Annotated in this window: 18 protein-coding genes; 15 read left to right on the forward strand and 3 right to left on the reverse strand. The window is 56.5% G+C overall.

The window, feature by feature from the left end:
• Positions 1-151: 151 nt before the first annotated feature.
• Positions 152-1,060: a helix-turn-helix domain-containing protein gene (locus ACFO5Q_RS04460; protein WP_068151211.1), complete on the reverse strand. Its 909-nt coding sequence runs from the start codon at positions 1,058-1,060 to the stop codon at positions 152-154.
• Positions 1,061-1,194: 134 nt separating this feature from the next.
• On the opposite strand from ACFO5Q_RS04460, the gene ACFO5Q_RS04465 reads away from it, so the two are divergent.
• Positions 1,195-1,935, forward strand: coding sequence for a GntR family transcriptional regulator (locus ACFO5Q_RS04465; protein ID WP_068151214.1), 741 nt, complete (start codon positions 1,195-1,197; stop codon positions 1,933-1,935).
• 29 nt (positions 1,936-1,964) lie between these two features.
• On the opposite strand, the gene purU is transcribed toward ACFO5Q_RS04465, so the two are convergent.
• Positions 1,965-2,828, reverse strand: coding sequence for a formyltetrahydrofolate deformylase (gene purU / locus ACFO5Q_RS04470; protein ID WP_068151217.1), 864 nt, complete (start codon positions 2,826-2,828; stop codon positions 1,965-1,967).
• Between the two features lie 226 nt (positions 2,829-3,054).
• On the opposite strand from purU, the gene ligM reads away from it, so the two are divergent.
• Positions 3,055-4,452 (forward strand): vanillate/3-O-methylgallate O-demethylase, encoded by a 1,398-nt coding sequence (gene ligM, locus ACFO5Q_RS04475; protein ID WP_068151219.1) that lies wholly within the window; start codon positions 3,055-3,057, stop codon positions 4,450-4,452.
• 25 nt (positions 4,453-4,477) lie between these two features.
• Positions 4,478-5,344: a methylenetetrahydrofolate reductase gene (locus ACFO5Q_RS04480; RefSeq protein WP_068151222.1), complete on the forward strand. Its 867-nt coding sequence runs from the start codon at positions 4,478-4,480 to the stop codon at positions 5,342-5,344.
• A 34-nt stretch (positions 5,345-5,378) separates the two neighbouring features.
• Here the strand turns inward: ACFO5Q_RS04480 and ACFO5Q_RS04485 are convergent, their stop codons facing one another.
• Entirely contained in the window at positions 5,379-5,801 is a 423-nt protein-coding gene (locus ACFO5Q_RS04485) for a MarR family winged helix-turn-helix transcriptional regulator (protein ID WP_197421245.1), read from the reverse strand.
• 185 nt (positions 5,802-5,986) lie between these two features.
• Between ACFO5Q_RS04485 and ACFO5Q_RS04490 the strand changes: the two genes are divergently transcribed.
• The 12 genes from ACFO5Q_RS04490 to ACFO5Q_RS04545 all read left to right on the forward strand — a co-directional run bounded on the left by ACFO5Q_RS04490 (position 5,987) and on the right by ACFO5Q_RS04545 (position 20,164).
• Positions 5,987-7,321: an MFS transporter gene (locus ACFO5Q_RS04490; RefSeq protein ID WP_068151227.1), complete on the forward strand. Its 1,335-nt coding sequence runs from the start codon at positions 5,987-5,989 to the stop codon at positions 7,319-7,321.
• A 22-nt stretch (positions 7,322-7,343) separates the two neighbouring features.
• Entirely contained in the window at positions 7,344-8,366 is a 1,023-nt protein-coding gene (locus ACFO5Q_RS04495) for an AraC family transcriptional regulator (protein WP_068151230.1), read from the forward strand.
• Positions 8,367-8,526: 160 nt separating this feature from the next.
• Positions 8,527-10,854, forward strand: coding sequence for a TonB-dependent receptor (locus tag ACFO5Q_RS04500; RefSeq protein ID WP_068151233.1), 2,328 nt, complete (start codon positions 8,527-8,529; stop codon positions 10,852-10,854).
• Between the two features lie 118 nt (positions 10,855-10,972).
• Positions 10,973-12,370, forward strand: a complete 1,398-nt coding sequence (locus tag ACFO5Q_RS04505; protein WP_068151237.1) for an aldehyde dehydrogenase — start codon at positions 10,973-10,975, stop codon at positions 12,368-12,370.
• Between the two features lie 48 nt (positions 12,371-12,418).
• Positions 12,419-13,258, forward strand: coding sequence for a p-hydroxycinnamoyl CoA hydratase/lyase (locus ACFO5Q_RS04510; protein ID WP_068151240.1), 840 nt, complete (start codon positions 12,419-12,421; stop codon positions 13,256-13,258).
• 12 nt (positions 13,259-13,270) lie between these two features.
• Entirely contained in the window at positions 13,271-14,734 is a 1,464-nt protein-coding gene (locus ACFO5Q_RS04515; protein WP_068151242.1) for an AMP-binding protein, read from the forward strand.
• A gap of 25 nt (positions 14,735-14,759) precedes the next feature.
• The gene (locus tag ACFO5Q_RS04520; RefSeq protein ID WP_068151422.1) at positions 14,760-15,632 is read left to right on the forward strand and encodes an amidohydrolase family protein; all 873 of its coding nucleotides are present in this window, start codon (positions 14,760-14,762) and stop codon (positions 15,630-15,632) included.
• Between the two features lie 31 nt (positions 15,633-15,663).
• Positions 15,664-16,809 (forward strand): LysR substrate-binding domain-containing protein, encoded by a 1,146-nt coding sequence (locus tag ACFO5Q_RS04525; protein WP_082720030.1) that lies wholly within the window; start codon positions 15,664-15,666, stop codon positions 16,807-16,809.
• A gap of 181 nt (positions 16,810-16,990) precedes the next feature.
• Positions 16,991-17,392 carry a protocatechuate 4,5-dioxygenase subunit alpha gene (gene ligA, locus ACFO5Q_RS04530; RefSeq protein WP_068151249.1) on the forward strand — a complete coding sequence of 134 codons (402 nt, stop codon included), beginning with the start codon at positions 16,991-16,993 and terminating at the stop codon, positions 17,390-17,392.
• Complete coding sequence (locus ACFO5Q_RS04535; protein ID WP_068151251.1) at positions 17,392-18,231, forward strand: class III extradiol dioxygenase subunit beta; 840 nt, start codon at positions 17,392-17,394, stop codon at positions 18,229-18,231. Before ligA ends, ACFO5Q_RS04535 begins: the two co-directional genes overlap by 1 nt.
• Positions 18,231-19,175: a Gfo/Idh/MocA family oxidoreductase gene (locus ACFO5Q_RS04540; RefSeq protein ID WP_068151253.1), complete on the forward strand. Its 945-nt coding sequence runs from the start codon at positions 18,231-18,233 to the stop codon at positions 19,173-19,175. The genes ACFO5Q_RS04535 and ACFO5Q_RS04540 overlap by 1 nt, the downstream gene beginning before the upstream one ends.
• Positions 19,172-20,164, forward strand: coding sequence for an aldo/keto reductase (locus tag ACFO5Q_RS04545; protein ID WP_068151257.1), 993 nt, complete (start codon positions 19,172-19,174; stop codon positions 20,162-20,164). The genes ACFO5Q_RS04540 and ACFO5Q_RS04545 overlap by 4 nt, the downstream gene beginning before the upstream one ends.
• Positions 20,165-20,178: the final 14 nt, after the last annotated feature.

Raw genomic sequence — 20,178 nt, forward strand, 5'->3', positions numbered from 1 at the left:
GTGGCTTCTCCCGCATTTCCAATGAGCGGAAAGTGTAAGGGAGCGGGGGGCTGGTATGAAATTCACTATCGACCCGCAATCTTGTACTTTTGGGCCAAAGTGATTGGTTTTTTGCCAAATAAGGCAGTGATGTTTGTACTAAGGGGCCAGTTTATTGATTCTGGAATGTTTCCCGGTCATGGGATTCGCGGTACTGGCCGGGTGCCATGCCCGTGGCTTTCTTGAAAGCGCGGGAGAAATAGGCGGGGTCTTTGAAGCCAAGGGTGTAGGCAACCTGGTCGGCGGGCTGGCGGGTATAGATCAAGAGGCGCTTGGCTTCGTTGATCAGTCGGGCCTGTATGAGCGCCTTTGCGCTTGAATGCATGCCGCCCCGGCACATTCGGTTCAGCGTGGACTTGGATGTATTCAGCTTTTCGGCGTAATCAGTGACCGTCCAGTGTTCCTGATAGTGTTCATCAACAAGCTGCTTGAAGCGGGCAAGGATACGGGTGTCCGAATGGGAGCCGGCGGCTTCAAGATGCTGGGTGTCAAGGTGTCGCCGCAAGGTCAGGAGAAGCAGGCTAAAGAGAAGCCTGAGGCTTTGGGACCGCCCCCCAGCCGCACCTTTGAATTCCTGGCGAATTTGCTGAATATAAAGCTTCAGGTCCGCCACACTCGTGTTGTCCTGATCAAGCGATGTGATGATCGGTGTCTCTATGATCGGGCGCAAAAAGTGCAAGGATTTTTCATATTCGCCGCCACTCAGGGCGCTTTCCCTGATCGAAATCACAACCCCTTCGCTGCCGGGGCCGAATTCGAACCCATGCACCGTGCCCACTGGCATGGTGATGATGGTGATCCCTTCCGTCGTGTGCTGGTCAGTTTCCAGATGAACGACAGTTTTCCCCTTGAAAATACAGATGATTTGGAAAAGCTGCGTGTGCCGATGCGGCTTGATCAGCCAGCCGTCTTCCCGGCTTCTATCTTCAATGAATTCCACATGAATGTCGTCCGCGCTTTCGGCGTCCGGCGTTTCGCCGTAAAGGCTGTACCAGGGGATTTGGCTGACATTCATGGTCATTGGAATTGGCCCAAGGTTGCAATCATTGATCTATAAGTACAATACCGCAGCATGGTGGTAAAGGGGCGCGCGCAGGATTGCTATGGCGCGAAGATGCTATTAGGGTGTCCCTCAGTAGTCCGGAGAGAGAAACCATGGAACAGTCCAGATCACGCCAACAGGTAAAGGCCATCATGCGCTTGCGCGAGCTTGTGATCTCTGGCCATTTCAAGCCCGGCGAGCGTATTTCCGAGCTGGCGATGGTGGATGTTCTGGGGATTTCCCGCACGCCCGTGCGCCTTGCACTGGGGCAACTTGCCTATGAAGGCCTGTTGAAGCCGCTGTCGCGCGGTGGGTTTGTGGTCAGCGACTTTTCCGTCGACGATATTTTCGACGCGATTGAGATCAGGGGCACGCTCGAAGGCACTGCGGCCCGCATGGCTGCAGAACGGCTGGGGAGCAAGTCTGAGGCAGACCCCCTGCGCAGGATTTACGCCCGGATCGAAGAGGTGGTCCGCCACGGGGGCGATGAAGACGAAATTTTTGAACAGTATGTGGAGCTGAACGAACAGTTCCATGATGAGATGCTGAAGCTGGCCAAGTGCCCGATGCTGGAACGCAGCCTGTCCCAGATTACGGCGCTGCCGTTTGCCTCGCCGAACGCTTTTGTGAAGGTGCAGGTGGAGCGCGAGCGCAAGTTCGACATCCTCTTGAACGCCCAATACCAGCACGCAGCGCTTATTGAGGCGATAGAACAGCGGGACGGCGGAAGGGCCTTTGCCATGGGGCAGGAACACGCCCGTCTTGCTGCCGCCAACCTCAGGTCCGCGATGAAGCAGGAAGACCTGTTCGCGAAAATCCCGGGCGCGCAGCTTGTGCGCCGCGGCAAGGATTAGCGGCGCTACCTGTTGCTGATTTTGAGGTGCTAGTCCTCGAACACCACAGTTTTTGAACCGTTGACCAGCACCCTGTCTGTCAGGAAATAATGCACCGCGCGGGCAAGTGTTCGCCTTTCCACGTCACGTCCTTTGCGCACCAGGTCATCTGGTTTGTCCCGGTGGCTGACGGCTTCGACATCCTGCGCGATAATGGGGCCTTCATCCAGATCTGCGGTCACGAAGTGGGCGGTGGCACCAATCATCTTCACGCCGCGCGAATGCGCCTGGTGATAAGGCTTGGCGCCCTTGAAGCCCGGCAGGAAGCTATGGTGGATGTTGATGCAGCGGCCTTCCAGATAGCGCGAGAAGTCATCGGACAGGATTTGCATATAGCGCGCCAGCACAATCAGCTCCGCGCCTGTTTCCTCGATGATCGCCTTGATCTGTGCTTCCTGCTGCGGCTTGGTTTCCTTTGTGATCGGCAGATGGTGATAGGGTATGTCGCCGATGGTTGTCAGGTTCAGGGCCTCCTGCGGGTGGTTTGAAATGACACCCACAACATCCGTATCCAGTTCGCCAATGCGCACGCGGTACAGCAGATCGCCCAAACAGTGGTCGAACTTGGAGACCAGCATCAGGGTTTTCTTCCGCTCCCGGCTGTCGCTCAGGCGCCAGTCCATGCCGAACTTGTCGGCCACGCCTTCCATATCCTGCCGGATGGACCCGACATCGTCGCTCTTGCCTTCAGGCAGGTTGAACTGAACGCGCATGAAGAACTGGCCTGTTTCCTCATCGTCAAATTGCTGGGCTTCCAGAATGTTGGCGCCGGCCTGGAAAAGGAGCGTGGACACATCCGCCACGATCCCTGGGCGGTTCTTGCAGGAGAGTGTCAGGACAAAAAACGGGTTCATTGAGAGGCTCCTTTTGCTTGCATAATCATAAGCGCTGACACAGAGAAAGGCAAAATTGCATGCAAAATCAACAAAAAAATAGAAAATATGCCGATTTAAATAGTTATTGACATATAATTGCATGCAATATAGGACAGTAGCGTAGCTTGCGTGTGGGCTGGCCGCGTGATCGAACGCGAATGTCTTCCAGTTTGCATGCAATTCCAGAGATGAGGAGGAAAGTCGGATGAGTAAAAGTAATTTGGAACAGGTGCTTGCGGGCGCTGGAAATACAGTTGATATGCTGCGCAATTCGCAGATTGGTGCCTATGTTTATCCGGTAGTTCCTACCGAATTTTCGAACTGGCGCGATGAACAGCGCGCCTGGCGCGACAAGGCAGTGCTTTTTGACCAGTCCCACCATATGGTGGACCTGTTCATCAACGGCCCGGACGCGGTGAAGCTTGTATCCGACCTTGCGATCAACACCTTCAATAACTTTCCGGTTGGCCGCGCGAAGCAGTTCGTGCCTTGCAGCTATGACGGCCATGTGATTGGCGACGGCATCCTGTTCCACCTGGAAGAAAACCATCTGGTGTTTGTTGGCCGCGCGCCTTCGGCAAACTGGATTCAGTTCCATGCTGAAACCGGCGGTTATGACGTAGAGATCATTTATGATGACCGCTCCCCATCCATGCCGATGGGTCGCCCGGTTGTTCGCAAGAACTACCGCTTCCAGATTCAGGGCCCGAACGCCTGGCAGGTGATTGAAAAGCTGAACGGCGGCCCAATGCCTGAGCTGAAGTTCTTCCATATGGGCACCATGAATATCGGCGGACGCAAGGTTAGCGCACTTCGCCACGGCATGGCAGGCGCTCCCGGTCTGGAGATTTGGGGCCCTTATGACGAATATCTGGAAATCCGTGACACCATCATGGAAGCGGGCCGTGAATTTGGCCTGACGCTGGTTGGCTCCCGTACTTATGCGACCAACACGCTCGAATCAGGCTGGATCCCGTCACCGCTGCCTGCGATCTACACAGGCGACAAGATGAAAGCCTACCGCGAGTGGCTCCCGGCCAACAGCTATGAGGCCATGGGCTCCATCGGCGGCAGCTTCGTGTCCGACAATATCGAAGACTATTACATGACGCCGTTTGAACTGGGCTATGGTCCGTTCATCAAGTTCGACCACGACTTTATCGGTCGTGAAGCGCTTGAGAAAATGGATGGCGACAGCCAGCGCCGCAAGGTGACCCTGGCCTGGAACGGTGAAGATGTTGCGAAACTGTTCGCGTCCTACTTCACGGGCGAAGAAAACTATAAGTTCTTCGACCTGCCGCTCGCGAACTATGCGTCCTCCAACTATGACGCCGTGACCCATGGCGGACATGATGTTGGCCTGTCCATGTTCACAGGCTATAGCGCAAACGAGCGTACTGTACTGTCGCTCGCGACCGTTGATCCGCGCGTCGAGATCGGCCAGGAAGTCAAGGTCCTGTGGGGCGAGCCAGATGGCGGCACCAATAAGCCGACGGTTGAAAAGCACAAGCAGCTTGAAATCCGTGCGGTTGTCAGCCCTGTGCCATATTCCAAGGTCGCGCGCGAAACTTACGCGGCCGGTTGGCGGACCGGTGATGCATGATCTGCATGCTCAAGGGGCTAGGGTCATGACGTTCAAGGCAGATGGCAGCAAAACGGCGCTTGCGCAGGTGCTGAAGGATTATTCAGCCGAAGTGACAGCGCCAGACCGCAAGTCGCTCGATGCTGCAGCTGATCTGATGGATCCAGGGTCGCGGGTTTATATCGCGTCCCTGCCCACGGATACCGCAGACCGGCTGGTATCGGCCGCCAAGCATCTGACCGATGCCGGGCTGGTGCCGGTGCCGCATATCGTGGCCCGCAACATTGAAAGCCTTGAAGCGCTCGAAAATCTGCTAAAGCGCCTGTCATCTGAGGCAGGCGTGGACCGCGCTCTTGTTCTGGGCGGTGACCGCGACAAGCCTGCTGGCAGCCTTGACTGCAGCCTGCAGATCATCAACTCCGGCCTTCTGGAAAAATACGGCATCACCAAGATCGCGCTTGGGACCTACCCTGAGGGACATCCGCGTGTGGCCGATGAAGTGCTGGATCAAGCGCTTCTGGATAAGGTGCAGGCGGCTAGGGATCATGGCCTTGAGTGTGTGTTGATCAGCCAGGTCTGTTTTGACCCGGAGCCTGTTGTGCGCCACATCCGGCGCTTGCGGGCCATGGGCATCAAGGAACGCATCCGCGTTGGTGTTGCGGGCCCCGCGAAGCGGACAACGCTCCTTAAATACGCGGTGATCTGCGGCGTTGGCGCATCGATGCGGGCGCTGAAGGAACGTCAGCAGCTTGCAAAGAACCTCGCGTCTGGTGAAACGCCGGAGAAAATTTTGACAGCACTTTCAGAAGCTCAGGCGGCAGAGCCCAGCCTGAACATCTGGGGCATCCATTTTTTCACCTTCGCTGCCTTTTCGGGCACAATCAATTTCGTCAAGGATATGGCAACCTGCTAACGTGCGGGTGAACCCCCGGAAGCCGGCAGGCTGTCTAGTCTGCCGGCGACCATAAGTGCCCAAGCGCCAGCATGAAGGGCTCGCGCAGGTTTTCCGGTATTTTGTCCAGAATGCTGCGTTCGTGTTCTTCAACAATTGTCATGACCTGTGCGGTGAGCTTCTCGCCCTCAGGTGTCAGTTCAAGCCCGTGAGACCGCCCGTCCAGGGGCTTACGAACGATGAGAGTGCGTTCTTCGAGGCGCGCAATCAGCGGTGCGATATTTGCCCGGGCGATATCCAGTGCTTTGCAGATAGCGCTTTGCCTGACGCCGGGGTTGGACACAATAACCAGAAGGACCGTAGCGTCGCTGATCCGTAAATCCAGGTCTGCAAGCCGTGAAGACAGGTCAGACATGGACATGGTTGATGCCCGCCTGAGGGCGTAGCCGGGATACTTTCGAAGTGGGTCAAATACCAATGGACTCTCTTCCGCGGATAGGTATATGGTTCGGCAAATGCTATATTATATAGCAATGTTGGTTGCAAGCATATGCTGCCTGGTCAGCGCGCCTGCATGGCAGGACGAAAACCTTTGGGAACAAGTGGGAAGCAGTTTTCAGCGGGTCAGGACCAGCGGCACACCATGCAGCAGGGAGGGAATGAATGAGTACCACGGGTAAAATTATGGATCCGGCCCAGATATTGGATCGGGCGCCAATGAATGGCTTTCAGATCATGGCGGTGACCATCTGCATTCTGTTGAATGCGCTGGATGGCTTTGATGTGCTTGCAATCAGCTTCGCGTCGCCGGGGATTGCCGCCGAATGGTCGATCAGCCGGGCTGAGCTCGGCGTCGTGTTGGCGATGGAGCTGTTCGGCATGGCGATCGGCTCGATCACACTGGGCGGTTTGGCTGACAGGTTCGGCAGGCGCCCGACGATCCTCTTGTGTCTCGTGCTCATGACCATCGGTATGTATCTGGCGTCTCTGGCGTCATCTGTGAATGAGCTGCTGGTGATCCGCTTTGCCACAGGGCTGGGCATCGGCGGCATGCTGGCCTCCACGAACGCCATGGTTGCCGAATTTTCCAATGCCAAGAGGCGGAACCTTGCCGTGATCCTGATGGCTGCGGGGTATCCCCTGGGGGCAATTGCCGGTGGGTCCGTCGCCACAATGCTGCTGGAACAGTTTGACTGGCGTGCAATTTTTGTATTTGGCGCCATTGTAACGGGCGCCTTCCTGCTGATTGTCTGGTTCCTTCTGCCGGAATCCATTGGCTACCTCAGCCATAAACAACCGGCCGGGGCCCTTGAGAAGATCAACAAGACGCTGAAGAAAATGGGGCACGAGGCCGTTTCCGCCTTGCCCGCCCTTCTGCCAGAGGGGAAAAGCAACAGCTACAAGGTGCTGTTCACGGACAAGTTCCGCCGCCTCACGCTTTTGCTGATCATCGGCTATTTCACCCACATCATGACCTTCTATTATATCCTGAAATGGATTCCCAAGATCGTCGTGGATATGGGGTATGAGGCGTCTCTCGCCGGTTCAGTTCTTGTTTGGGCCAATGTGGGCGGCGCAACCGGGGCGCTTGTTCTTGGTCTGATTGCTAGCGGCGAAAGGCTGCGCAAGTCGCTTATCGGCGTGCTTGTGCTGTCGTTTGTGATGATCTGTGTCTTCGGGCTTGGGCAGGAAAGCATTCCAACCCTGTCTGCAGTCGCGGCCATGACCGGCTTCTTCACCAACGCGGGCGTGGTTGGCTTCTATGCCCTGATAGCCAGCAGCTTCCCGGCTGAAGTTCGGGCCAGTGGTACTGGCATCGTGATTGGCATCGGGCGCGGCGGTGCGGCGCTTGGGCCCGTCATCGCGGGCCTTCTGTTCAGCGCGGGCCATGGCCTTATGACCGTATCCATCGTGATGGGGATTGGCGCACTGTTGGCTGCGGGTGTAATATACCTGCTGAAACCCGCAGAGCAGGCAGCCGACACCGGCAAGGCCTGACGGGGAGAAACGGTAGGCGGCAATGACTGCAGCCAATATTTTCCTGAGCGAACTTTACCGGCTGGCTGACCGCAAGGGGCTGGACGCTCAGGGGCTGCTGTCGCGCGCCGGAATCAGCCCGGAGGCCATTAACGCGCCGGGCGTTCGGGTGGACACCGAAAAGCTGGCGGTGATCGTTCAGGGGATATGGGACGGCGTTGAAGATGAAGCCATGGGCTTGTCGGCAAGCACCATTCCCCGGGGCTCTTTCCATATGATGGGTACTGTTGCCATTGGCGAGCGTAACCTCAGGCAGGCGCTCCTGATGGGAATACGCTTTTATGCCATGGTAACAGACGCTTTCAGCATGGAACTGAAGGAGGAGGGCGATCAGGCCATCCTCAAGTTTCATATGGTGTCGCCCGAACTCGATAAGTCTCACCTGTTTGCCGAAATCAACCTCATGGGCTGGCACCGGTTTGCATCATGGCTGATTTCTGAAAATGTGGTGTTGAACGTTGTTTATTTCGATTATGCGCCGCCCAAATATGTTTCCGAATATGCTTATCTGTTCCCGGGCGAACATCACTTCGGCGCAGATTTTCAGGGCTTTTCGTTCCACAGGAAGTTCCTTGATCATGAAATTTTGCGAAACAAGGCTGCCTTGAAGCGATTCATAAAACGGTGCCCAAACGACTTCTTCATCCAGCCCAAGACCGACTTCAGCCTCACCTCTGAGCTGAAGCGCATGCTGAAGAAGAAGCTGCCGGACAGCTTCCCCGTTATTGATGAAGTGGCTGACACCCTGCACATGACCAGGCGCACGCTGATCCGAAAGCTCAGTGACGAGGGCACATCATACCAGAAGCTCAAGAATTTGGTGCGGTGCGACCATGCTGTCTATTTGCTGACGAAACGCACCATGCCGCTGGCGGCCGTGGCCGAAGCGGTCGGGTTTTCTGACCCGGCGGTGTTCACGCGCGCCTTCAAGGCCTGGACTGGCGTATCGCCCAGGGACTATCGCCGGACCGCCGGCGCACCGAATACTGAGGAAATGCAAGAGTGATCGCATGTGCTTTTTTTGCAAAGTTTTCTGGCACTACGTGCAATTCTATCCATTCCAATAATTGAATAATCTCTCAACCATGCGCGGGGAAGGCGCACTGGCTCCATGAACTAATCAAGGGAAAGTCTCGGGGAAGCCCGATGACAGAGGAGGGAATATCATGACTAAGTCTTTTGAATTAACGGGGGCGGCCAATCGTTTCAGGCGGGCCGCATTGACAACAACCATCCTTGCTGCAGGCTTTGGTGTGCCGGCTGCTTACGCACAGGACGCTGGTGAAGCAGCGGATGCTGGCGGATTTGCGATCGAAGAGATCATGGTGACCGCGCAGAAGCGTTTGCAAAGCAGCCAGGATATCGCGGCTGCGATCACGGCGATCGGTAGTGACGAGCTGGACCGCACCAACTTCAACAATATTGAAGACCTGCAGAATATGGCGCCCAGCCTGCAAATCGGCGAAAGCTTCGGTTTTGCGCAAGTAATGGTTCGCGGTGTTGGTACCGATAACCCGTTCGCGGGCGGTGACCCATCTGTGGCCATGCATATTGACGGTGCTGTGATCGGCCAGTCTTCGGCGCAGTTTGGCGCGCTGTTCGATATTGCTCGGATCGAGGTACTGCGCGGCCCGCAGGGTACGCTTTATGGCCGGAACGCCACTGGTGGTTCCGTGAACGTGATTACCAACCAGCCAACGGAAGAAACAGAAGGCTATGCCCGCCTGACGTACGGTAACTATGACCTGATCAAGTTTGAAGGTGCAGTTGGCGGGTCGCTGAGCGACAACCTGATGGGCCGTGTTGCTGTTCGTTACGTTAACCGTGGCGGTTACGGCGAAAACATCGCTGACGGCAGCGACATTGACGATGCGGATCAGATCTCCTTCCGTGGTCAGCTCCTGTGGAATATCTCCGAAGGCGCGTCCCTCAGGCTCGCGGCAGAGCACCATGAAGAAGACGACCGGAACTATATCCCAAAATTCCGCGCGGCATCCTATGATCCAGCCCCGCTGCCTGCGCTTGAGCCACAGCCAACTGACGGCATCCGGGCAACAGACCCACGGGATATCAATTCCAACGTGAACCTGCAGAACAAGCGCAACCAGGACAGCTTCACCGCTGAACTGAACGTGGACCTGAATGACACATTCACGCTGACGTCGCTGACCAACTATCAGACGTTCGAGAAGACGCCACAGGCTGACTTCGACATGACGGCAAATGATTTCTACATCTGGTCTGAAAGCTTCGACACCAAGCAGTTCAGTGAAGAATTGCGCCTGAACTTCGACACAGACCGCCTGCACGGCCTGGTTGGTGCCTATTACTACAGTGAGAAGATCAGTTCGGATAACCGTTTGGATATTCCGATTGTGCCACAGTTTGTCGCGGATGCAGTGCCAGGCCTCGCGGGTTGCGGGTTCGACGACAATGTGTCTGACCAGATTATCGGTGCAGATCCTTCCGTTCTCTGTTTCCATTTCCGCGGCACCAGTGACACAGATGCCTATGCGCTGTTTGCCAACGTGGCCTATGACATCTCAGACAAGCTCAGCCTGAACATCGGTGGCCGCTATAGCCACGAAAAGAAACAGGGTGACACAGACCGCTGGACGGCGCCGGGTGCACCGGTTCTGACATTCGCGGATGAGAAGAGCTTCAGCAAATTCACGCCAAGCGTTCGCCTTGAGTGGAAGGCAAATGACGACGTGCTGATGTATGCTGGCTATTCCAAAGGCTTCAAAAGCGGCATCTTCCTGACCGGCCAGCGCTCGCCAGTGCTGGATCCGGAAATTGTCGATGCTTATGAAGTCGGTCTGAAGGGCCTGTTCCTTGATCGTCGCCTGCAGTTCAATGCCGCTGCGTTCTACTATGACTTCACCAACTTGCAGCAAGGCCGCAGTGTTCCGGCCGGCACCAGCGGCTTCACGCTTGTCTATGAAAACGCAGCGTCTGCGGAGATCAAAGGTCTTGAGGCAGAGTTCAACTTCATGGCGACAGAGAATGTGCGTGTGTTTGGTTCCACGACCTTCCTCGATGCGACATTCGATGACTATGTTACTACAGACCCGTTTGACACTGTTTACCAGCAGCTTGGGCTGATTGATGCGGGTATTGACCTGTCGCAACAGCTTGGTGGCAACCGCATGGTCCAGTCGCCTAAGTGGGCAGGCACCATCGGTCTCGCAGTGAACACGCACCTGCCTGGTTCCGATTGGTTCGCAGAGGCCACAGCGTCCATGACGCACAAGGGCCGGGTATATTTCTCCCAGTTCAACCATGAAGCCCTGAGCCAGGAAGGCGTGACCACAATGGACGCAAGCCTTCGGTTCACGTCGCCTGACGATCGGTGGTCGGTCAATGTCTGGGGTAAAAACCTGACGAACGAGACCATCTACCAGGGTACGTTCATCCTGAACTCTTCCCGGACGAACGCTGGCTTCCTGGCAGCGCCAAGGACCTTCGGTGTCACCGTGGGAATGAATTTCTAGGGTCCCTTTCCCGAAGGTGGGAGGCCTTGCGGGGCCTCCCAATTTTAAAAAATGTGGATAATGTTTAGAGTGAAGCGTTTGAATTCCGAAGATGGTGGGCGCGCCAAGGGAGAATCCAATGAATTTTGACCGTATCAACCCGCTGACAGGTGAGGTGGCCAGCAGTGCTGCCGCCATGAAGCCAGCAGATATCCCCGCCGTTGTTGAAGCGGCGGAAAAAGGTTTCGCTGAGTGGTCCAAAATGGGCCCCAATGCGCGCCGTACTGTGCTTCTGGACGCCGCAGCCGCGCTTTCGTCCAAGCAGGATGAATTTGTCGAAGCCATGATGAATGAGATTGGCGCGACCGCGGGCTGGGCGATGTTCAACTTGATGCTTGCGACATCCATGATGCGTGAGGCGGCTTCGATTACCACCCAGATCGGCGGAGAGGTTATCCCGTCTGACAAGCCGGGCTTCCTGGCCATGGCGGTCCGCGAGCCGGTTGGTGTGATCCTTGGCATTGCGCCCTGGAATGCGCCGATCATTCTGGGCGTGCGGGCGGTTGCCACGGCGCTGGCCTGCGGTAATTCGGTTATTCTGAAAGCGTCTGAAATCTGCCCCCGGACACACGGGCTGATCATTGAAGCGCTTGAGGCGGCAGGCTTCCCTGAAGGTACGGTCAATGTTGTGACCAACGCGCCGGAAGATGCGGGCGATGTCGTTGGTGCCCTGATCGACCATCCATCTGTCAAACGCATCAATTTCACCGGCTCAACCGAGGTGGGGCGCATCATTGCCAAGCGCGCGGCCGAGCACCTTAAGCCCTGCCTCTTGGAACTGGGCGGCAAAGCGCCGTTCCTGGTGCTGGAGGACGCTGACCTTGATGAGGCAGTAAAGGCCGCAGCCTTTGGTGCCTTCATGAACCAGGGGCAGATTTGCATGTCCACGGAACGCATCATTGTTGTGGACGCGGTGGCCGATGCCTTCGCTGAAAAACTGGCGGCGAAAGTGAAATCCATGGCCACCGGCGACCCGCGCGAGGGCAATACCCCGCTTGGTGCCGTTGTGGACCAGAAAACCGTTTCAAAGGTGAATGCCCTTATTGATGACGCTGTGGGCCATGGCGCCAAGCTTTTGGCTGGCGGCAAGGCGGATTCCGTTCTGATGCCAGCGACCCTGGTTGACGGCGTGGCATCTGACATGAAGCTGTACCGTGACGAAAGTTTCGGCCCGGTGGTGGCCATGATCCGCGCGAAAGACGAGGCCGACGCCATCCGCATCGCAAATGATAGCGAATACGGCCTGTCTGCCGCAGTCTTCACACGCGATGCAGCGCGCGGCCTTAAGGTGGCCCGCCAGATCAAATCTGGTATCTGCCATGTGAACAGCCCAACCGTTCAGGATGAGGCGCAAATGCCGTTCGGTGGCGTTGGGGCATCCGGTTACGGCAAGTTTGGCGGCAAGGCCGGGATCGACAGCTTTACCGAACTTCGCTGGATTACTGTGGCTTCTGAGCCCGGGCACTATCCGATCTAGGCCAAGTCTGGACCTGAATTTATTCGAGTAATAAGGAAAGTAAGAACAATGACTGAAGCAGAGCGCAAGGAAGAAGACACAGTCGCATACACCATTGAAAATGGTATTGCCTGGGTCAAGTTTAACCGCCCGGAGAAACGCAACTGCATGAGCCCGAAGCTCAATCGCCAGATGATGCGGGTGCTCGATGAGCTTGAGTTCAGCGACGAGGTTGGCGTGCTGGTGCTGACCGGCGAAGGGTCGGCCTGGTCCGCGGGGATGGACCTCAAGGAATATTTCCGCGAGACCGAGGCACAGGGCCTTGGTGCGGTACGGAAATCCCAGAGCGAGGCATACGGCTGGTGGCGCCGCCTGCGTTGGTATCAGAAGCCAACGATCGCGATGGTGAACGGCTGGTGCTTTGGTGGCGGCTATGGCCCACTGCACGCCTGTGACCTGGCCTTTGCCGCCGATGAGGCCCAGTTCGGCCTGAGCGAAATCAACTGGGGTATCCTGCCGGGTGGCGGGGCCACCAAGGTTGCGACCAACCTCCTGAATATGCGCAATGCCATGTATCATGCCATGATGGGCGAAAACATCGATGGCAAAAAGGCTGCGGAATGGGGCCTGGTGAACGAGTCCGTGCCGCTTGATAAGCTCAAGGGCCGGGTTACGGAAGTGGCGAATGTGCTGCTTGAGAAAAATCCGGTGGCCCTGAAGGCAACCAAGGATGCCGTGCGCCGCGTGATGGAAATGACCTACGACAATGCGGAAGATTTCCTGATCCGTGCGCAGGAAGCAGCCAATTCGTTCGATAATGACGGGCGCAAGGAAGGCATCCGGCAGTTTATCGATGACAAGAGCTATAAGCCCGGGCTTGGGGCTTATGACAAATCGAAGCATTCGTAACGGAGCGTCCTGATGGACTATGTGCGTTTCCACGCGCAGCTTCATGGCAAGAAGCTGGCTGTCCATGATCTGGTCTCAAACCGGTCATGGACGTATGCCCAGTTCGATGGCTTCATTGCGGGTGTTACCGGCTACTTGGCTGCAAAAGGCGTCGGAGAGGGCGACCGTGTCGCCTGCCTGTCAAAGAATTGCGCTGACATCATTGCGCTGCACCTTGCCTGCGCGCGCCTGGGGGCGCTGTTTGTTCCCTTGAACTGGCGCCTTTCCGAAGCTGAAATCGCTGCCCTGATTGAAGACTGCGAACCCAGTGTCATTTTCGGTGATGAGCTGGCCGAAGAACTGGGCGTGGACGCGGAAGACATTAGCCAGCTCGAACAAAAAGGCGAAAAGGCTTCCCAGGGTGCCGGATGTGTGGGGGCAGGGAATCTTCCTTCGTTGATGCTCTATACGTCCGGCACCACCGGCCTGCCGAAAGGCGTGATGCTGAGCGAAAACAATCTCACCGAGACAGCGATCAATTTCTCGCTTCTGGGTGAGGTGGACGCAGACAGCAGTTTCCTGTGCGAATCCCCGATGTTCCATATCATCGGCATGGTCACGTCGGTTCGCCCGGCTTTCCTGATGGGCGGAACGGTGGTGGTATCAGACCGGTTTATCCCGGAAAAGACTCTGGATAAGCTTTCTGATCCTGACCTCAAGATCACCCATTATTTCTGTGTGCCGCAGATGGCGGTGGCGCTGCGGGCGGCAGAGAATTTCGACCCGGACCGTTTGCGCAACATGAAAGCCATCTTCACCGGCGGTGCCCCGCACCCGGAGGCGCAGATCAGGGAATGGCTGCAGGATGATATCCCGATCGTTGACGGCTACGGCATGAGCGAAGCAGGCACCGTTTTCGGCATGCCGCTTGATAAGAATCTGATCGACCGCAAGGCTGGATGTGTGGGCATCGGCACGCCTCGCCTGCAGGCCAGATTGGTGGACGCTGAAGGTAACCTGGTGGCACCCGGTGAAGCGGGTGAGTTGCAGCTCAAGGGGCCGAACATCACATGCGGTTACTGGCGCCGTGAGGCCGATTTCGAGGCAACGCTGACGCCGGACGGCTGGTTCCGCACCGGCGATATCCTGACACAGGACGCTGACGGCTTCTATAAGGTGACAGACCGCAAGAAAGATATGTTCATTTCGGGTGGCGAAAATGTGTACCCCGCCGAGGTCGAAGCCTTGCTGATCAAATACCCCGGTATTGCAGAGCTTGCGGTTGCCGGCGTGCCGGATGACCGCTGGGGCGAAGTGGGGTGCCTGTTCTATGTGCCGAAGGCAGGTGAACTGGCGCTTGCGGACATCGAAAAATTCCTCGATGGCAAGCTCGCGCGCTACAAGGTGCCTAAACGGATGCTTGCCATAAAGGAATTGCCGCGCAATGGTGTTGGCAAGGTGTTGAAGCACGAGCTTCGGCGCATGGCTGCAGACTAATGGATAAGGTGGAGTGTCCAGCGTGATTGACCTCGAAAAAACAGTCGCAATCGATGTCCATGTTCATGCCGAGGTATCCTGCACGGACCCCGAAGACCCAGTGATGGGCAAGTTTTTCGATGCTGCCTCCGCCTATTTCAAGGCTCCGCGCCAGCGGCCGACCATGCAGGAAACAATCGACTATTACCGCAAGCAGAATATGGCCTTTTGCCTGTTCACGGTGGACTGCGAAGCCGGGCTTGGGGCGAAGCGCATACGGAATGAGGAAATCGCAGACCTTGCGAACGCCAATTCTGACGTGGTTATACCCTTTGCCTCCATTGACCCGCACAAGGGCAAAATGGGCGCGCGGGAAGCCCGTGACCTGATCGAAAACTACGGCGTGAAGGGCTTCAAGTTCCACCCGCCGATGCAGAATTGTGACCCAGGCGACCGTATTGCCTATCCGATTTACGAAGTGATCGCGGAATATGGCCTGCCCGCCATTTTCCATACCGGCCATTCGGGCATGGGAACGGGGCTCAGGGGCGGCGGCGGCGTGAAGCTGAAATACGGCCAACCAATGCTGGTTGATGAAATCGCCGCAGATTTCCCCGATATCGATTTCATTCTGGCGCATCCCAGCTGGCCCTGGACGGACGAGAGCCTGTCGATGGCGCTTCATAAGGCGAATGTCTATATTGACCTCAGCGGCTGGTCGCCGAAATATTTCCCGGAACAGATCATCCGCTACGCCAACACGCAGCTGAGCCATAAAATGCTGTTCGGGTCAGATTTTCCGCTGATCCGCCCCGATGCCTGGATCGAGGCAGCGAAGAAGGTTGGCTTCCGGGATGAGGTCATGCCGGGGATTTTGAAAGATAATGCCGCCAAACTGCTTGGGCTGGTGAAGGCCTGACAAACAGACGAATGAGGGTACCACATCGTTCATGTCAGTTATCTGGACATTGAATTTAAGGCATTTGCAGGCGCTGATCAGGGTGGCCGAAGTGCAGAGCGTGTCAGCGGCGGCTGATGCCGCCAACCTGACCCAGCCAGCGATCACAAAGGCGATCGCGGGGATTGAGCGCAAGCTGAACTGCAAACTGTTTGTGCGCATGTCTGATGGCATGCAGCCGACTGAATGCGCGACGATCCTGATTAGGCGGGTGAAGCGGGCACTGGCATTCATATCCAACAACAAGGTTTCCCTCACCCACATGCGGGCCCTGATCGAGCTTTCCGAAGCCGGCAGCTACAAGCTTGCCCAAGTGCGAACGGGGCTGGCTGCTTCAGCGCTCCATCGGTCGGTGAACGACCTGTCTGCCATCCTTGGCTATAACCTGGTGAAGAAGGTCGGGAACCGCATCATCCTGTCGGGGCAGGGCAAGCGATACTATAATCGCTGCAAGCTTGCGAAAACGGAACTGGAGACCGGCCTCTATGAGGTGCAGGGGCATCAGGGGCGCTGGGCGGGCCTGATCCGGGTGGGCGCCATGCCGCTCTCAAGGGCAAAACTGTTGCCTGCGGCCGTCAGTGCGTTCCACAAAATTCATCCAGACGTGCGCGTCTCGGTGATGGAAGGATCGCGCGCGGAGCTTTATGACCCTCTGTGCAATGGTGATCTGGATTTCCTTCTGGGGGCCCTGAGGCCCGAAGTGGAGGCGGGTCCGGTTGAACAGGAGCTTCTGTTTTACGACAAGCCGGTGATTGTGGCGCGCAAGAATCATCCGCTGGCAGGGAAAAAGAACCTGCGAGAGGCGGATTATGCCAAGTATCCCTGGATCGTTGCCGGCGCCGGAACGCCCATCAGAAAGCTGTGGGCCGGGCTGTTTTCAGAGGGGAACCTGCCGCAGACGCCCGTCGAGTGCGGGTCTATCATGACGATCCGCGAGCTGTTGCTGGAGGGCGATTTCCTGTCGCTGGTATCAAAGGATCAGCTTCGGGCGGAACTGGAGCTCGATTGGGTATCTATTCTGGACGTGCCGGCCTTGTCTGAGCAGAGGCCCATTGGCATTACAACGCGGGACGATTGGTTCCCGTCGCCCATACAAACGGATTTCATTCATCTGCTGAGGGGAGCTGTAAATCAATAATTCTAATTTAGTTATATCATTTTTTAAAACGAATTAGACTTCATGGTGTGAATTTCTAGAATGGGGGCGAGCTATTGGAAGTATGGCATTTCCTCATTTTCATGAGTGTTTCGGCGGCGGGTGTATCTCAAGCGCCGCTGTGTCGGACTTTCTTCCTGCTGACATATGAATGGTGAAAAGAATGACAGATATTCATGAGTACCTGGAGGAGCTGGAGGATATTCCCGGAACCCGGGTTTTTACCGCAGCGCGCGCCCGCAAGGGGTATTGGCTTAATCAGTTCTGCATGAGCCTGATGAAAGAGGAAAATCGGGAAGCCTTCCGCAAGGATGAGGCAGCCTATCTGGATAACTATCCGATGACCGCGGAACAGAAGCAGGCAGTGCTGGACCGCGACTATAACCGGGCGCTGGATCTTGGCGGCAATATCTATTTCCTGGCCAAGCTGTTCTCTAGCGACGGCAAAAGCTTTGTGCAGGCGGTCAGCACGATGACGGGTGTTTCAGTTGAAGACTATCAGGCGATGATGCTCGCGGGCGGCCGGTCGCCAGAAGGCCTGAGATCGAAAAAAGGTGGTTACTGATGGCGAAGTTAACAGCAGGTATTGCAACCAGCCATGTTCCGGCGATTGGTGCCGCGATTGATCTGGGTAAAACCGAAGAAGATTATTGGAAGCCGGTCTTTGACGGCTACCGGTGGACGCGTGAGTGGCAGAAGGAACAGGCGCCTGATGTGGTGATCCTGGTGTTCAACGATCACGCCAGCGCATTTGACATGAACATCATCCCCACCTTTGCAATCGGCTGCGCGGAAGAATTCCAGCCGGCGGACGAAGGCTGGGGCCCGCGCCCGGTACCCAAGGTAGAAGGCCACCCGGACCTGGCATGGCATATCGCCCAGTCCTGCATCCTGGACGAGATGGACATGACCATCATCAACCAGATGGATGTAGACCATGGGCTGACAGTGCCGCTTTCGCTGATCTATGATCAGCCGAAGGCCTGGCCCGTGAAGGTGATCCCGCTTGCGGTGAATGTAGTGACCTACCCGCCACCAACTGGTAACCGCTGTTGGGTGTTGGGCGAAGCGATCGCCCGCGCGGTGGAAAGCTTCCCTGAAGACCTGAATGTGCAAATCTGGGGCACGGGCGGCATGAGCCACCAGCTGCAGGGGCCGCGTGCCGGGCTGATCAATGCGGAGTTCGACCAGGCCTTCCTTGATGACCTGACGGCAGACCCTGAACGCCTCAGATATTTAGCCCATAAGGAATATCTGGTGGAAAGTGGCTCTGAAGGTATTGAAATGGTGATGTGGCTGATCATGCGGGGTGCGCTTGGCAAGAATGTGCGCGAGCTGCACCGGCATTATCATGTGCCTGCATCAAATACGGCCGTTGGCCATATTGTGTTGGAGAAAGAGTGATGAAGGTAATTGTTGCTGGTGCCGGTGCTTTCGGTGAAAAGCACCTGGATGGCATCAAGAATATCGATGGTGTGGAAGTTGTGGCCCTTGTGGGGCGCGAGATAGGAAGCACGCAAAAGGTGGCCGATGCCCACGGTATCGCCACTGTAACCACAGACCTGCAGGAAGCGCTGGACCTTCCCGGCGTGGAAGCGGCGATCCTGTGCACGCCAACCCAGATGCACGCGGCGCAAGCCATCCAGTGCATGAAGGCGGGCAAGCATGTGCAGGTGGAAATCCCGCTGGCCGATAGCCGTGAAGATGCCGAAGCTGTGCTGAAGCTTGCTGAAGAGACAGGTCTTGTCTGCATGGTTGGCCACACGCGCCGCTTCAACCCGTCGCATCAGTGGGTTCATAACCGCATCAAGGCTGGCGAGCTTTCGATCCAGCAGATGGATGTGCAGACCTATTTCTTCCGCCGCACCAACATGAATGCGAAGGGCGAGCCCCGTTCCTGGACCGACCATCTGCTGTGGCACCATGCCGCGCACACGGTTGACCTGTTCCAGTATCAGACCGGCGAAAAGGTGGTTCAGGCCAACGCAATTGAAGGCCCGCACCATCCTGAGCTTGGTATCGCGATGGATATGTCCATCCAGCTCAAGACCGAAACCGGCAAGATTTGTACGCTGTCGCTGTCGTTCAACAACAACGGGCCGCTTGGCACCTTCTTCCGCTATATCTGCGATAACGGCACCTATATGGCGCGGTATGACGACCTTGTGGACGGTTATGAGAAGCCGATTGATGTGTCGAAAGTGGATGTTTCCATGAACGGGATCGAGCTGCAGGACCGCGAGTTTTTTGCCGCGATCCGTGAAGGGCGTGAGCCGAACTCATCGGTTCAAAAAGTCATGCCATGCTATCAGGTGCTGGACCAGCTTGAGAAGCAGTTGCAGTCATGACAGCAGGGTTTCGTTCCATAGGTTTGCATTCGCTGAATCCGGTTGGCCTTGGTTGCATGAACGTGAGCCATGCTTACGGTGTACCGCCAACCGAGGAGCAGGCCATCCGCCTGCTCAATGAAGCGCTGGATGCGGGCTACAATCACTTTGATACCGCCCGCCTTTACGGCCTTGGCGGCAATGAAAAGCTGGTTGGCAAGGCCGTATCGCATCGGCGGGACGAGTTTTTCCTGGCGTCCAAGACGGGGATCATCATCGACGGCAAGAAGCGCTATATCGATTGCAAACCTGAAAGCATCAAGAAGGCGATTGATATCAGCCTTGAAAGCCTCAAGACGGATCATATCGATCTTTACTATCTTCACCGGCGCGATTTCCAGGTGCCGATTGAAGAGTCTGTTGGCGCGCTCAAGGATGCGATCGACGCCGGGAAAATTGGCGGATATGGCCTCAGTGAAGTGTCGGTAGACACGCTGACGAAGGCGCATGCAGAACACCCGATGCTGGCGCTTCAGAATGAATATTCCCCCTGGACGCGGAATGTGGAACTGGGTGTCTTGAAGGCCTGCGAAAAGCTGGGTGTTGCGCTGGTGGCCTATTCGCCGGTTGCGCGCGGCGTGCTGGCGGGCGGTGTTGATGACCCAACTAAGTTTGCGGACAAGGATATCCGGATATCCATGCCGCGCTTCAATGCGGAAAACTGGCCGGTGAACGCCAAGCTGGCGAAGGCTTTTGACGCGATCGCTGAAGAGCAGGGCGTGACATCAGCCCAGCTTTGTCTGGCGTGGGTGCTGTCGCGCGGGTCGCATGTGCATGTGATCCCGGGTACGGCCAATATCAACCACATGAAAGAAAACATCGCCCGGTGGGAATGGCAAATTCCGGCTGCCGTGGCCGAGCAGATCGACCAATTGATCAATCAGGAAACAGTGGCAGGGCACAGATACCCGGAAGGTATCCGGCCAACCATCGATACAGAAGATTTCTGACAGGGGATTTCTGA

It is taken from the genome of Kordiimonas lipolytica (assembly GCF_042651265.1).
GTDB classification, from domain to species: Bacteria; Pseudomonadota; Alphaproteobacteria; order Sphingomonadales; family Kordiimonadaceae; genus Kordiimonas; species Kordiimonas lipolytica.